Consider the following 13,608-nt stretch of genomic DNA (forward strand, 5'->3'; position numbering starts at 1 on the left):
TTATGCTGCGCTGCACCCTATACTGACTTCCATTCCAGTGTCACTTAGGGTTTGCCATGACTACCTCCACCGCGACCGCGAAAGTCTCCGAAAACGCTGAGCGCAACGTGGGCGGCATGGCGAGCCTCGGCCGCCGCATCGGCCGCATCGCCGTGCAATCGGCGCTGCTCGCGGGCGTCTGGTACGCCGCCGACGCGCTCACGCGCTTCACCCACCTGCCGGTGCCGGGCGGCGTGGTCGGCCTCGTGCTGTTGCTCGCGCTGCTCTTTTGCGGCGGCGTCACGCCGCGCTGGGTGAAGGCGGGCGCCGACTGGCTGCTCTCCGACATGCTGCTGTTCTTCATTCCGGCTGCCGTCGCAGCCGTGAAATACGGCGGTCTCTTTCGCGCCGACGGCTGGCGTCTCGCGCTCGTCGTGGTCGGCGGCACGCTGATGGTGATGGTGGCCGTGGCGTTCGCGGTCGAACAGGCCGCGAAGCTCGAACGGCGTCTCGCGCTGCGCCGCGTGCGCGATTCGCGGCACTCGCGCCATCTGGCGCGGGCTTGAAGCTGCACCGTCCTGAATAGAGTGAGGCTGATTCCGTCATGAACACGTTTTATTCGTCCCTGTTCGCCGACGACGCGGCGCGGCTCATCGCCGCCGGCTGCTTCATCCTCACCGTTGCGCTCTACTTCGCCTCAAAGGCGCTCTATGCGCGCTTTCGCTCGCCCTGGCTCACGCCGCTCGTCGCGGTGCCCGCGGTGCTCGGCGCGTTCGTGCTGGTTCTCCATATTCCGTACCCCGTGTACTTCCAGGACACGCGCTGGCTCATGTGGCTGCTCGGGCCGGCCACCGTGGCCTTCGCAGTGCCGATCTACGAGTACCGCGATCTGCTCAAACGCCACTGGATCTCGCTCACCGTGGGCGTGACGGTCGGCATCATCGTGGCGGTGGGCGGCTCGCTCGCGCTGGCCAAACTCCTGCACCTTTCGCCCGATCTGCAGCGCAGCCTGATGACGCGCTCGATCTCCACGCCGTTCGCGCTCGCAGTGTCGGACAAGATCCACGCGCCGCGCGACCTCACCGCGCTCTTCGTGATCGCCACGGGCGTGTGCGGCATGCTGTTCGGCGAACTGGTGCTCGGCCTCGTGCCGCTGCGCACCCGGCTTGCGCGCGGCGCGCTCTTCGGGGCGGCGGCGCACGGCGTGGGCACGGCGAAGGCGCGCGAGTTGGGCAGCGAAGAGGGCGTGGTCGCGAGCCTCACGATGATGATCGCGGGCGTGGTGATGGTGCTGCTCGCGCCGGCGCTCGGGTTTCTGCCGGTTTGAAGTCCTGCGGGCGCGTTCGCGCCCGCTTTTTTGGCTTATGCGCACGCGCGCGGACGCCATCCCGATTTGCTACAATCTCGGCTCGCTTTCGAGGAGCGTTGCGACGGGTTTTCTGTAACCCGCCAGGCTCGAAAGTGCTTCAATCCGGTTGAATCCACTGAATCAACCGCACTGAAACGGCGCTCACGTCTTTAATTTCTAGTCACTTTTAGAAAGGAGGGCGTGATGAACGCCGCAGTTCCGCAAGATCAAGCCAAAGATTTCATCGTCGCCGATATGTCGCTTGCCGCCTGGGGCCGCAAGGAACTCAACATCGCCGAAACCGAAATGCCGGGCCTCGTGCAAACGCGCGAAGAGTACAAGGCGCAGCAGCCGCTCAAGGGCGCGCGCATCGCCGGTTCGCTGCACATGACGATCCAGACGGGCGTGCTGATCGAGACGCTCACCGCGCTCGGCGCCGACGTCCGTTGGGCCTCGTGCAACATCTTCTCGACGCAAGACCATGCCGCTGCCGCGATCGCGCAGGGCGGCGTGCCGGTGTTCGCGTTCAAGGGCGAATCGCTCGACGAATACTGGGAGTTCTCGCACCGCATCTTCGAATGGCCGAACGGCGAGTTCGCCAACATGATCCTCGACGACGGCGGCGACGCAACGCTCCTGCTGATCCTCGGCTCGAAGGCTGAAAAGGACCGCTCGGTCATCGCCAAGCCGACGAACGAAGAAGAAGTCGCGCTGTACAAGTCGATCGCCGCGCACCTCGACGTCGATCCGCAGTGGTACTCGAAGCGCCTTTCGCACATCCAGGGCGTGACCGAAGAAACCACGACGGGCGTGCACCGCCTGTACCAGATGGAGAAGGAAGGCCGTCTGCCGTTCCCGGCCATCAACGTCAACGACTCGGTCACGAAGTCGAAGTTCGACAACCTGTACGGCTGCCGCGAGTCGCTCGTGGACGGCATCAAGCGCGCGACCGACGTGATGATCGCGGGCAAGATCGCAGTCGTGGCCGGTTACGGTGACGTGGGCAAGGGCTGCGCGCAGTCGCTGCGCGGTCTCGGCGCCACGGTGTGGGTCACGGAAATCGATCCGATCTGCGCGCTGCAGGCTGCGATGGAAGGCTACCGCGTCGTGACGATGGAATACGCCGCCGACAAGGCAGACATCTTCGTGACGGCCACGGGCAACTACCACGTGCTGAACCACGATCACCTGAAGGCGATGCGCCACAACGCCATCGTCTGCAACATCGGCCACTTCGACTCGGAAATCGACGTTGCGTCGACGCGCCAGTACCAGTGGGAAAACATCAAGCCGCAAGTCGACCACATCATCTTCCCGGACGGCAAGCGCGTGATCCTGCTGGCGGAAGGCCGCCTCGTGAACCTGGGCTGCGCCACGGGCCACCCGTCGTTCGTGATGTCGAACTCGTTCACGAACCAGACGCTCGCGCAGATCGAACTGTTCACGCAGGGCAAGAAGTACGAGAACAAGGTGTACGTGCTGCCGAAGCACCTGGACGAAAAGGTCGCACGCCTGCACCTCGCGCGCATCGGCGCGAACCTGACCGTGCTGTCGGACGACCAGGCTTCGTACATCGGCGTCGACAAGAACGGTCCGTTCAAGCCGAACCACTACCGTTACTAAAGCGATGCGGGGTTGGCGCTCTAGCGCTGACTCCGGTCCCCGGCTGGTTACAGCCCGATACAAACGCGATACGACGCGGCGAGAAGTTTTAAGCCGCGTTTAAGCGGTCAAGCGGATGCTGACCCCAATCCCTGCGCGCCCAACGTGCGGGGACTGCGGGCGGCATCCGCCGCCGGCACCTGGCGATACAAAAGCAACGACGCAAAAGGAGTCCTTATGACCGTGCTGCTGACCTGGCTGATCAACGCGCTCGCGCTCCTGATCATCACCTGGCTCGTTCCGTCGATCCATATTCGCAGTTTCGGCACCGCGCTCATCGTCGCGATCGTGCTCGGCCTCATCAACGCCGTGCTGCGCCCGCTGCTGATCGTGCTCACGCTGCCCGTGACCATCCTCACGCTCGGCCTCTTCATCCTCGTGGTGAACGCGCTGTGCTTCTGGCTGGCGGCGTCGCTCCTCAAGGGCTTCGAGGTGTCGGGCTTCTGGTCGGCATTTTTCGGATCGATCCTGTACAGCATCGTATCGTGGCTGCTTTCCGCGCTGATTTTCGGCAACCGCAGCCTCGGCTGATGCGGGCCTGGGCCGCTCACCCTCGCGGCCCGGCCTCACTGGCCTCATCAACATGAAACCGATCGAACTCTCATTCGAATTCTTCCCGCCGAAGACGCCGGACGGCGTGGAAAAGCTGCGCGCCACGCGCGCCCAGCTCGCCACGCTCAAGCCGAAGTTCGTCTCGGTGACGTTCGGTGCGGGCGGCTCGACGCAACAGGGCACGCTCGACACCGTCGTCGATATCGCGAAGGAAGGCGTCGATGCGGCGCCGCACCTTTCGTGCATCGGCTCCTCGAAAGAGGACCTGCGCGCGATTCTCGGCGAGTACCGCTCGCACGGCATCCGCCACATCGTGGCGCTGCGCGGCGACCTGCCCTCGGGCATGGGCTCGGTGGGCGAGCTGCGCTATGCGTCGGAACTCGTCGCCTTCATCCGCGAGGAAACCGGCGACGCGTTTCACATCGAAGTGGCCGCGTATCCCGAGTACCACCCGCAGGCGCGTTCGCCGCGCCACGACCTCGAAGCGTTCGCGCAAAAGGTGAAAGCGGGCGCCAATTCGGCGATCACGCAGTACTTCTTCAACGCGGATGCCTATTTCCGCTTTGTCGACGACGCGAAGAAGCTGGGCGTGGATATTCCCATCGTGCCCGGCATCATGCCGATCACGAACTACTCGCAGCTCATGCGCTTCTCGGAGATGTGCGGCGCCGAAGTGCCGCGCTGGGTCGCGAAGCGTCTGGAAAGCTTTGGCGACGATCGCGAGTCGATCCGCGCGTTCGGGCTCGACGTGGTGACCGACCTGTGCCGCCGTCTCGTCGAGGCGGGCGTGCCGGGCATCCACTTCTACACGCTCAACGCGGCGCCGGCCACCAAGGCCATTTGCGAGCGGCTGGGCTACTGACGCCCCGCATCGTTCTTGCGCACGCGAACCGCGCGGTTCCCGGATTTCCGGGCCGCGCGGTTTTTTATTGAGAGGCCGTTGCGCGATTGGCATCAGCAAGGCCGGCCGGCCCGGCTGCGCGCGGTATTTCGGCGCGCTATGTTCCTGATCCAGCAAGAGAAAAAAGGGGGCAAAGCTACGCTGCACCGCAGCATGCTGCAACGACGACGCCTGTCAACCCGGCGTTTTCCACAGGCGACGGGACTTTTGGCTTGCTTGTGACTGCGGCACCTGCTGTGTAAGATCGCGCTACGCTGGCGCAAGCCGGCACTGAACTGGAGGAAACATGAAAGAAAACAAACTGTTGCGTGCTGCACGAATGACGTCTTTCGTGGCGCTCGCAGCGGCATCGATTGCCGGGGCCCCGCTCGCGCACGCCGCGCAAAACATTCCGAACAAGACGCTCGTCTATTGCTCGGAAGGCAGCCCCGCTGGCTTCGACCCGGCGCAATACACGACCGGCACCGACTTCACCGCGAACACGTTCACCGTCTATAACCGCCTCGTCGAATTCGAGCGCGGCGGCACGAAGGTCGAACCGGGCCTCGCAGAATCGTGGGACGTTTCGCCGGACGGCAAGACCTACACGTTCCATCTGCGTCATGGCGTGAAGTTCCAGACCACCTCGTTCTTCAAGCCCACGCGCGAATTCAATGCGGACGACGTCGTGTTCTCGTTCGACCGCATGCTCAACCCGAACAATGCGTTCCGCAAGGCGTACCCGGTGTCGTTCCCGTACTTCACCGACATGGGCCTCGACAAGCTGATCGCCAAGGTCGAAAAGGTCGACCCGTACACGGTCAAGTTCACGCTGAACGAGCCGAACGCACCGTTCATCCAGAACATGGCGATGGAATTCGCCTCGATCCTGTCGGCTGAATACGCAGACCAGCTGATGAAGGCCGGCAAGGCCGCCGACATCAACCAGTTCCCGGTCGGCACGGGTCCGTTCATCTTCAAGAGCTACACGAAGGACGCGACGATCCGCTACGACGGCAACCCCGATTACTGGAAGCCGGGCGCTGTGAAGCTCTCGAAGCTGATCTTCTCGATCACGCCGGACGCCAGCGTGCGCGTGCAGAAGATCAAGCGCGACGAATGCCAGGTGATGAGCTATCCGCGTCCCGCCGACATCGCGCCGCTGAAGGCCGAGCCGAACATCGCGATGCCGTCGCAGCCGGGCTTCAACCTGGGCTACCTGTCGTACAACGTCACGCACAAGCCGCTCGATAACGCGGACGTGCGCCACGCGCTCGACATGGCGATCAACAAGAAGGCGATCATCGACTCGGTGTACCAGGGCGCGGGCCAGCTCGCAACCAACCCGATGCCGCCGACGCAGTGGTCGTACTACAAGAACCTGCCGGCCAATTCGTACGATCCGGAAAAGGCCAAGGCGCTGCTCGCGAAGGCGGGTCAGGGCAACGGCTTCGAGATCACGCTGTGGGCCATGCCCGTGCAGCGCGCCTACAACCCGAACGCACGCTTGATGGCCGAGATGATCCAGGCCGACTGGGCGAAGATCGGCGTGAAGGCGAAGATCGTGACGTATGAGTGGGGCGAGTACATCAAGCGCGCTCACGCAGGCGAAGACGATTCGATGCTGATCGGCTGGACGGGCGACAACGGCGATCCGGACAACTGGCTCGGCACGCTGCTCGGTTGCGAAGCCGTGAACGGCAACAACTTCGGCAAGTGGTGCTACAAGCCGTTCGACGACCTGATCCAGAAGGGCCGTCAGACCTCGGACGTGGCGCAGCGCACCAAGTTCTACCAGCAGGCGCAGCAGATTTTCGCGCAGCAACTGCCGTTCTCGCCGATCGCTCACTCGACCGTCTACCAGCCGGTCAGCAAGAAGGTGACCGACATGCGCATCGAACCGCTTGGCTACGCGCGCTTCGACGGCGTGGGCATGCAGTAAGGATAATCGGGTAAGACTTTCCGCTCGGTCCGCATATCAGCCAGGACCGGCGGAAAATGGTCCGGCGACCGGGGTCACGAGCCCCTGTCGCCGGTTGCGTTTCATTTCAAGCTTTTGGGGGAACACCACATGTTCCGCTTCGTATTGCGCCGCATCGGCATGGTCATACCTACGTTCATCGGTATCACCGTCCTTGCGTTCGCACTCATCCACCTGATTCCGGGCGACCCCATCGAAGTGATGATGGGCGAGCGTGGGGTCGATCCGCAAATGCACGCCGAGGCGATGCACCGCCTGGGGCTCGACGAGCCTCTGCCGATGCAGTATGTGCACTACGTCTGGCACGCCGTGCACGGCAATCTCGGCACCTCGATCATCACCAACACGAGCGTGATGGGCGAGTTTCTCGCGCGTTTTCCCGCCACCGTCGAGCTGTCGATCTGCGCGCTCATTTTCGCGCTCGCGATCGGCTTGCCCGCCGGCGTGTTCGCGGCACTGCGGCGCGGCACCGTCGTCGATCACGGCGTCATGGGCACCGCGCTCACCGGCTACTCCATGCCGATCTTCTGGTGGGGGCTCATCCTCATCATGGTGTTCTCGTCGAAGCTCGGCTGGACGCCTGTGTCGGGCCGCATCGCGGTGGAATTCGACATTCCGCACGTGACCGGCTTCATGCTGATCGACTCGCTCCTGCCCGGCACCGACGAAGGCGCGTTCAGGTCGGTGCTGAGCCACCTGATCCTGCCGGCCATCGTGCTCGGCACGATTCCGCTCGCCGTGATCGCGCGCATGACGCGCTCTTCCATGCTCGAAGTGCTGCGCGAGGACTACATCCGCACCGCGCGCGCCAAGGGTCTTTCGCCCTTGCGCGTGATCGTCGTGCATGCGCTGCGCAATGCGCTCATTCCCGTGGTGACCGTGATCGGCCTGCAGGTCGGCACGCTGCTCGCGGGCGCGGTGCTCACCGAAACGCTGTTCTCCTGGCCCGGCATCGGCAAATGGCTGATCGACGCGATCAGCCGGCGCGACTACCCGGTGGTGCAAGGCGGCATTCTCATGATCGCGACACTCGTGATCGTCGTGAACCTGTTCGTCGATCTGCTGTACGGCGTGCTCAACCCGCGCATTCGACATACGAGGTAAGCGAGCCATGAAAATGCGAACCCCACAACACAACATTCAGAACCAGGAGGCATGATGGCTGACATTCAGAACACCGTGCCTCGCGCCGTCACGCCGCCTTCGGGCCGCGCGCTCGTGCTGCGCGAATTCTGGGCGAACTTCTCGCGCAACAAGGGCGCCGTGGGCGCGGGCGTGATCGTGCTCGCGCTGATCGTCATCGCGATCTTTGCGCCGCTCATCGCGCCGCACAGCCCCATCGAGCAATACCGCGACTACGTGAAGATTCCGCCCGCGTGGCTCGACGGCGGCAACTGGAAGTTCATTCTCGGCACCGACGAAGCGGGCCGCGACATCCTCTCGCGTCTCATGTACGGCGCGCGGCTTTCGCTGTGGATCGGCTGCGTCTCGGTGCTGCTCGCGCTGATTCCGGGCATCGTCCTCGGGCTCATCGCCGCGTTCTTCGAGAAGTGGGCCGATACGCCGATCATGCGTCTCATGGACGTGCTGCTCGCGCTGCCTTCGCTCCTGCTCGCAGTGGCGGTGGTCGCGATCATCGGTCCGGGTCTCACGAACACCATGCTCGCGATCGCGATCGTGGCGCTGCCGGGCTACGTGCGTCTCACGCGCGGTTCGGCGCTGGGCGAACTGCACAAGGAGTATGTGACCGCTTCGCGCGTGGCCGGCGCCGGCACGCTGCGCCTGATGTTCTCGCAGGTGCTGCCCAACTGCACGGCTCCGCTCATCGTGCAGGCGACGCTCGGCTTCTCCTCGGCGATTCTCGACGCTGCCGCGCTCGGCTTCCTCGGCCTCGGCGTGCAGCCGCCGCGTGCGGAGTGGGGCGCGATGCTCGCCTCGGCGCGCGACTACATCGACAGCGCATGGTGGATCGTCACGATGCCGGGTCTGTCCATCCTCATTTCGGTCCTCGCGATCAACCTGCTCGGCGACGGGCTGCGCGACGCGCTCGATCCCAAGCTCAAGCGGATGGCCTGACATGAACAAAGAACTTTTGACCATCCGCAATCTGGCGGTGAACTTCAACGGCCTGCCCGCGGTTGACCGCGTGAATCTGTCGGTCGCGCCTGGCGAAGTGCTTGGCATCGTCGGCGAATCGGGCTCGGGCAAGAGCGTGACGATGATGGCGCTGATGGGCCTCATCGACGCGCCCGGCAAGGTGACGGCGGATTCGATCACCTTCGACGGCCGCGATCTGCTAAACGCCACGGGCAAGGAGCGCCGCCGCATTGTCGGCAAGGACATCGCCATGGTGTTCCAGGACGCGCTCACGAGCCTGAACCCGAGCTACACCGTCGGTTATCAGATCAAGGAAGTGCTCAAGCTGCACGAGGGCCTGCGTGGCTCCGCGCTGCATGCGCGCGCCCTGGAACTGCTCGATCAGGTGGGCATTCCCGACGCGAAGAACCGCATCGACAACTTCCCGCACCAGATGTCGGGCGGCATGAACCAGCGCGTGATGATCGCGATGGCCGTGGCCTGCAACCCGAAGCTGCTGATCGCCGACGAGCCCACCACGGCGCTCGACGTGACGATCCAGGCGCAGATCATGGAACTGCTCGTGCGTCTGCAGAAGGACCGCGGCATGGCGCTCGTGCTGATTTCACACGACCTGGCCGTGGTGTCCGAAGTCGCGCAACGCGTGGCCGTGATGTACGCGGGCGAAATCATCGAAACGAACCGCGTGCCGGACATCTTTTCGCGTCCGCATCATCCGTACACGGAAGCGCTGCTCGCTGCGATTCCCGAGCACAACAAGGGGGCGATGCGGCTTGCTGCGCTGCCCGGCATGGTGCCCGGCCGCGACGACCGGCCGAGCGGCTGTCTCTTCGCGCCGCGCTGCAAGTATGTGGTGGATGACTGCATGGCGCGGCCCGCGCTCGACGCGGTGACCGATGAGAGCGGTTATGCGCAAGTGCGCTGCATCAAGCCGCTGAACGCGGCGGTGACTCAATCCAGCGGAGGCGCGCGATGAACGCAGTCCAGCAACACGCGGCTCATGAGGACCATAAGGACGATAAGGTTCTGGTCGCGGAAGACCTCAAAAAGCATTACACCGTCAAGCGCGGCATGTTCGGCACGGGCACCGTGAAGGCGCTCAACGGCGTGTCGTTCTCGCTCACGCGAGGGCGCACGCTCGCCGTGGTGGGCGAGTCCGGCTGCGGCAAATCGACGCTCGCGCGCCAGCTCACGATGATCGAGCCGCCCACCGAGGGCAAGCTGACCATCGACGGCGAGGACGTTGCGCACGCAAACGCCGCGAAGATCGCCGCGCTGCGCCGCCGTGTGCAGATGGTGTTCCAGAACCCGTTCGCCTCGCTCAATCCGCGCAAGACCGTCGAGCAGACGCTCGGCGAGCCGCTCGCCATCAACACGCGCCTCACGGCGAGCGAGCGCGCGGACCGCATCGCGCACATGATGCGCATCGTCGGCCTGCGCCCCGAGCACGCCAAGCGCTATCCGCACATGTTCTCGGGCGGCCAGCGCCAGCGTGTGGCGATCGCGCGGGCCATGATTCTCGACCCGCAGATCGTCGTGGCCGACGAGCCGGTTTCCGCGCTCGACGTCTCGATCCAGGCGCAGATTCTCAATCTGTTCATGGACTTGCAGGAGCAGTTCCGCACGAGCTACGTGTTCATCTCGCACAACCTGGCCGTGGTCGAGCACATCGCCGACGACGTGATGGTGATGTATCTGGGCGGCGTGGCGGAACTGGGCGACAAGGACACGGTGATCTCGCGGCCGCGCCATCCGTACACGCGCTCGCTGCTCTCGGCCACGCCCGCGATCTTCGAAGCGGACCGCCGCGTGAAGATCAAGCTCGAGGGCGAACTGCCTTCGCCGCTGAACCCGCCGTCTGGTTGCACGTTCCATCAACGTTGTCCATACGCAGTCGAGCGGTGTCGTAAGGAAGTGCCTCTTCTTCGCGAAGTGGACGGCCGTCAGGTATCCTGCCATCGTGCAGAGGAGGTGGGGGAAGAGGATGGGCGGCCCATGCCGGCCTGAAGCGACGGCGGCGCGTCGTTTTATTGCTATGCGCCGCCAGTTGATGGGCGGCCGCCGTGCCGCCTTTTTCACTGTTTTTCCCACCGTTTTCTCCGCCGTCCTTTCAATCATTCCGGCTGCCGCTTTTGCCGTGGTGGCCGGGCTGTGTACGGCTGTTCGTGTGACATTCGGTGTAGCTTTTGGTGTGGCATTCGCTGGGGCGTTGCGTGCGGCGTTGAAGAAAGCGTCGAGCGATGCGGCGCGCGCGGCGCTCACGCTGGTCCTGGCGATCGGCGTTCTCGCAGGCGCCTCGGGCCCGGCGTTCGCTGGCGGCGCCGTCGCCAACACGCCCGGGGTGCACCCGGCCGTGCCCATGCCGCCCGGCACGGCGCGCGGCGCGAACGGCGGCATTCCTGGCTTTCACGCCGCGCCCGCGGTGCCGAGCTACGCATCGGGCACGACGGCTGGCGGCCCGGTGCGTACCCAGCCTGCGCGCATGCCGTTCTACGTCGCCACGCGCGGCAATCTCACGATCTATCTGCTCGGGACGCTCCATGTGGGCGACCCCGCCGACTATCCGCCCGGCCAGCCGTTTCGCCCGCAGATTCTCGCGGCGCTCGCCGCGTCGCCCATTCTCGCGCTCGAGCTTTCCCCAGACGATCTGCTGGTTTCGCAGGACGATGTCTCGAAGTACGGGGTGTGCAAGCGGCCCTGCCTGCCGGGCCTGTTGCCTGATCCGCTCTGGCAGAAACTCGAGGCGCGCATGCGCGGCAATCCGGAGGCGCTTGCCGAGATCCGCAAGATGCGGCCGTGGCTCGCCTCGCTGCTGGTGGAAACCTACGATTCGCTGAGCGCCGGCCTGCAGACCGAGTACGGCACCGAGGCGCAGTTGCAGAACGTTTTCCTGCGCTGGAAGGGCCGCCGCATCGTCGGGCTGGAGACGCTCGCCGAGCAGATGCGCGCCTTCACGAACCTGAGCCTCGCGCAGCAGCGCGAGATGCTCGCACAGGACCTGGCGCAGACGCCGGCGCAAAACGTCTCCGATGTGCAGACGCTCCTGCACCTGTGGCGCGTGGGCGACGCCGACGCGATCGCCGCCTGGGAAACGGCGCGCACCGAAAAGCTCTCGCACGACGCGCGGGTGGCGGCGTCGGTCGATAACCGCATCGTCTACGAGCGCAACCGGCGCTTCGTTTCGCGCATGCAGCAGTACGTGGCGCCCAACAAGCCGCTCTTCGTTGCCGTCGGCGCGCTGCACCTGGGCGGACCTAAAGGCGTGCTCCAGCTGCTGCGCCAGCGTGGGTTCAACGTCGACCCGGGTTGAGCCGTGTTGTTCCCTTCGCGCTCGCACGTGCGCCCTGAATGCAAAAAAGCCGGCTTTCGCCGGCTTTTTTTGCGACTCCGCATGCGTACGAGTGAGTCGTCAAAACCCGAACACGTTCAGCAGCACGATATTCGCCACGAGGATGCCGAGCGCCGTGGGCACCTGCACGCGGATCACCGCGTTCTTGTCGGGCAGCTCCAGCAACGCCGCGGGCACCATGTTGAAGTTCGCGGCCATCGGCGTCATGAGCGTGCCGCAGTAGCCCGAGAACATGCCGATGGCGGCCATCATCGCCGGATTGACGTGGAACACGCCCACCAGCACCGGCACGCCCACGCCGCCCGTCATCACCGGAAACGCGGCGAAGCCGTTGCCCATGATGATCGTGAAGAGCGCCATGCCCACGCAATAGACCACGACGGCGACGAAGCGCACGTCCATGTTGATGTACGACGTCGTCACGTGCGCCACGGCCTTGCCGACGCCCGCGTCCGAGAACACGAGGCCGAGCATGCCGAGCATCTGCGGCAGGACGGCGGCCCACGAGAGCGCGTCGACGAGGCGGCGCGTTTCCTTCATCGACTGGCCGACGCTGTCGCGCGTGATGATGCGGGCAATCACGAGCGCGATCACGCAGCCGATGCCGAAGCCGATCAGCGTGACGTTCTTCGGGTCGATGAGCGCCTTGCCGCCGAAGACGAGATGGCTGGCCGCGAGCGTGAGCACGACGGTGATGACGGGAATGGTGAGCGCGGGCACGAAGAGCTTGTTGCCGAGACGCTTCGCGCTGGCGATACGCGTTTCGAGCGCAAGCACCTTGGGCTTCGCGGCCGTCACGCCGCCGAGACCCGCGATCAGCGCCATGGCGAGCACGAGCACGCCCACGACTTCGGCAGGCAGCAGATCGCCGACGAGAAAGATGAGCGCATAGAGCAGCCAGAAGCCGCCCGCCGTGAAGCGGCGCGGATGCTCGCGGTCCATCACGATCATGCCGCCGACGATGAGCAGCACGATGCCGAGCAGCCAGAAGAGCCAGTTGAGCGTGAGCGTCATGCTTCGTCTCCCTGTGCACGGTTTGCAGCCTTGGCGTCGATCCCGTTGCGCATGGCGCCCAGTTCGCGTTCGAGCTTGCGGTCGAGCAGCCAGAGCCGGAAGCCGTGAATCAGGAACGCGCAGATCGCCGTGGGAATGCCCCAGAACGCCACGTGGATCGGCTCGACCGAAACGCCCGCTTCCTTGAGCAGCGTGACCATCAGCACGATCGCGCCGAACGCGACGAAGATGTCCTCGCCGAAGAAGAGGCCCACGTTGTCGGTCGCGGCCGAGTAGGCGCGCAGCTTGTAGCGCACGGCGTCGGAGAGCTTGCCAAAGCGGTTTTCGGTGGCGCCTTCGGCCATCGGCGCGATGAGCGGTCGCACCATTTGTGGATGGCCGCCGAGACCCGTCAAGCCGACCGCGGCGGTCAGCTCGCGCACGAGCAGATAGACGATGAGCAGACGCCCGGCGGTGGCCGCCTTGATGCTGCCGATCCAGATCTGCGCGCGCTCACGCAGGCCGTGGCGCTCGAGCAGCCCGATCACGGCGAGCGGCAACAGGATGATGAGCGGAATATTGCGGGTCTTGATGAAGCCGGTGCCGATGGCGGCGAGAATCTTCGCGACCGGAAAGCCCCCGGCGAAACCGGTGACGACGGCCGCCGCGGCGACGATCAGCATCGGATTAAAACGTAACAGGAAGCCTGCGATGATGACGGCCACGCCGATTAGCGGCCATAAGTTGACGGTGCTCTGCATGTAGAT

13 protein-coding genes and 1 riboswitch are annotated in these 13,608 nt (G+C 64.8%); of the genes, 11 read left to right on the plus strand and 2 right to left on the minus strand.

Features of this window, described 5'->3' with window-relative positions; genetic code table 11:
- Window positions 1-116 precede the first annotated feature (116 nt).
- From E1N52_RS14375 to E1N52_RS14425, 11 genes are all read left to right on the plus strand, one after another.
- The gene (locus E1N52_RS14375) at window positions 117-545 is read left to right on the plus strand and encodes a CidA/LrgA family protein (protein WP_133183479.1); all 429 of its coding nucleotides are present in this window, start codon (window positions 117-119) and stop codon (window positions 543-545) included.
- Window positions 546-583: 38 nt separating this feature from the next.
- Window positions 584-1,306 (plus strand): LrgB family protein, encoded by a 723-nt coding sequence (locus E1N52_RS14380; protein WP_133183424.1) that lies wholly within the window; start codon window positions 584-586, stop codon window positions 1,304-1,306.
- Window positions 1,307-1,390: 84 nt separating this feature from the next.
- Window positions 1,391-1,498, plus strand: a riboswitch (S-adenosyl-L-homocysteine riboswitch).
- 33 nt (window positions 1,499-1,531) lie between these two features.
- A complete protein-coding gene (gene ahcY / locus E1N52_RS14385) occupies window positions 1,532-2,950 on the plus strand; it encodes an adenosylhomocysteinase (protein WP_069264292.1) in 1,419 nt (472 codons plus the stop codon).
- 216 nt (window positions 2,951-3,166) lie between these two features.
- Window positions 3,167-3,520 carry a phage holin family protein gene (locus tag E1N52_RS14390; protein WP_028203399.1) on the plus strand — a complete coding sequence of 118 codons (354 nt, stop codon included), beginning with the start codon at window positions 3,167-3,169 and terminating at the stop codon, window positions 3,518-3,520.
- A 52-nt stretch (window positions 3,521-3,572) separates the two neighbouring features.
- Entirely contained in the window at window positions 3,573-4,403 is an 831-nt protein-coding gene (metF, locus tag E1N52_RS14395) for a methylenetetrahydrofolate reductase [NAD(P)H] (protein WP_133183425.1), read from the plus strand.
- Between the two features lie 325 nt (window positions 4,404-4,728).
- Window positions 4,729-6,363 carry an ABC transporter substrate-binding protein gene (locus E1N52_RS14400; RefSeq protein WP_133183426.1) on the plus strand — a complete coding sequence of 545 codons (1,635 nt, stop codon included), beginning with the start codon at window positions 4,729-4,731 and terminating at the stop codon, window positions 6,361-6,363.
- 129 nt (window positions 6,364-6,492) lie between these two features.
- Entirely contained in the window at window positions 6,493-7,506 is a 1,014-nt protein-coding gene (locus E1N52_RS14405) for an ABC transporter permease subunit (RefSeq protein ID WP_133183427.1), read from the plus strand.
- A 54-nt stretch (window positions 7,507-7,560) separates the two neighbouring features.
- Entirely contained in the window at window positions 7,561-8,478 is a 918-nt protein-coding gene (locus E1N52_RS14410) for an ABC transporter permease subunit (RefSeq protein ID WP_133183428.1), read from the plus strand.
- 1 nt (window position 8,479) lies between these two features.
- Entirely contained in the window at window positions 8,480-9,475 is a 996-nt protein-coding gene (locus E1N52_RS14415) for an ABC transporter ATP-binding protein (protein ID WP_133183429.1), read from the plus strand.
- Entirely contained in the window at window positions 9,472-10,506 is a 1,035-nt protein-coding gene (locus tag E1N52_RS14420) for a peptide ABC transporter ATP-binding protein (protein WP_133183430.1), read from the plus strand. The genes E1N52_RS14415 and E1N52_RS14420 overlap by 4 nt, the downstream gene beginning before the upstream one ends.
- 184 nt (window positions 10,507-10,690) lie before the next feature.
- Window positions 10,691-11,809, plus strand: a complete 1,119-nt coding sequence (locus E1N52_RS14425) for a TraB/GumN family protein (RefSeq protein ID WP_246089059.1) — start codon at window positions 10,691-10,693, stop codon at window positions 11,807-11,809.
- A 99-nt stretch (window positions 11,810-11,908) separates the two neighbouring features.
- Here the strand turns inward: E1N52_RS14425 and E1N52_RS14430 are convergent, their stop codons facing one another.
- Window positions 11,909-12,862 (minus strand): DUF979 domain-containing protein, encoded by a 954-nt coding sequence (locus E1N52_RS14430; RefSeq protein ID WP_133183431.1) that lies wholly within the window; start codon window positions 12,860-12,862, stop codon window positions 11,909-11,911.
- Window positions 12,859-13,602 carry a DUF969 domain-containing protein gene (locus E1N52_RS14435; RefSeq protein WP_133183432.1) on the minus strand — a complete coding sequence of 248 codons (744 nt, stop codon included), beginning with the start codon at window positions 13,600-13,602 and terminating at the stop codon, window positions 12,859-12,861. Before E1N52_RS14435 ends, E1N52_RS14430 begins: the two co-directional genes overlap by 4 nt.
- Between the last annotated feature and the right edge of the window lie 6 nt (window positions 13,603-13,608).

The sequence above is a fragment of the Paraburkholderia guartelaensis genome (genome assembly GCF_004353905.1).
Lineage (GTDB): Bacteria > Pseudomonadota > Gammaproteobacteria > Burkholderiales > Burkholderiaceae > Paraburkholderia > Paraburkholderia guartelaensis.

What these genes read in the sequence shown, in the direction of transcription:
- ahcY (WP_069264292.1), top strand. Translation starts at nt 1,532, where the DNA reads ATGAACGCCGCAGTTCCGCAAGATCAAGCCAAAGATTTCATCGTCGCC.
- E1N52_RS14420 (WP_133183430.1), top strand. Translation starts at nt 9,472, where the DNA reads ATGAACGCAGTCCAGCAACACGCGGCTCATGAGGACCATAAGGACGAT.
- E1N52_RS14435 (WP_133183432.1), bottom strand. Translation starts at nt 13,602, where the DNA reads ATGCAGAGCACCGTCAACTTATGGCCGCTAATCGGCGTGGCCGTCATC.
- E1N52_RS14400 (WP_133183426.1), top strand. Translation starts at nt 4,729, where the DNA reads ATGAAAGAAAACAAACTGTTGCGTGCTGCACGAATGACGTCTTTCGTG.
- E1N52_RS14430 (WP_133183431.1), bottom strand. Translation starts at nt 12,862, where the DNA reads ATGACGCTCACGCTCAACTGGCTCTTCTGGCTGCTCGGCATCGTGCTG.
- E1N52_RS14380 (WP_133183424.1), top strand. Translation starts at nt 584, where the DNA reads ATGAACACGTTTTATTCGTCCCTGTTCGCCGACGACGCGGCGCGGCTC.
- E1N52_RS14405 (WP_133183427.1), top strand. Translation starts at nt 6,493, where the DNA reads ATGTTCCGCTTCGTATTGCGCCGCATCGGCATGGTCATACCTACGTTC.
- E1N52_RS14390 (WP_028203399.1), top strand. Translation starts at nt 3,167, where the DNA reads ATGACCGTGCTGCTGACCTGGCTGATCAACGCGCTCGCGCTCCTGATC.
- E1N52_RS14415 (WP_133183429.1), top strand. Translation starts at nt 8,480, where the DNA reads ATGAACAAAGAACTTTTGACCATCCGCAATCTGGCGGTGAACTTCAAC.
- metF (WP_133183425.1), top strand. Translation starts at nt 3,573, where the DNA reads ATGAAACCGATCGAACTCTCATTCGAATTCTTCCCGCCGAAGACGCCG.
- E1N52_RS14375 (WP_133183479.1), top strand. Translation starts at nt 117, where the DNA reads ATGGCGAGCCTCGGCCGCCGCATCGGCCGCATCGCCGTGCAATCGGCG.
- E1N52_RS14410 (WP_133183428.1), top strand. Translation starts at nt 7,561, where the DNA reads ATGGCTGACATTCAGAACACCGTGCCTCGCGCCGTCACGCCGCCTTCG.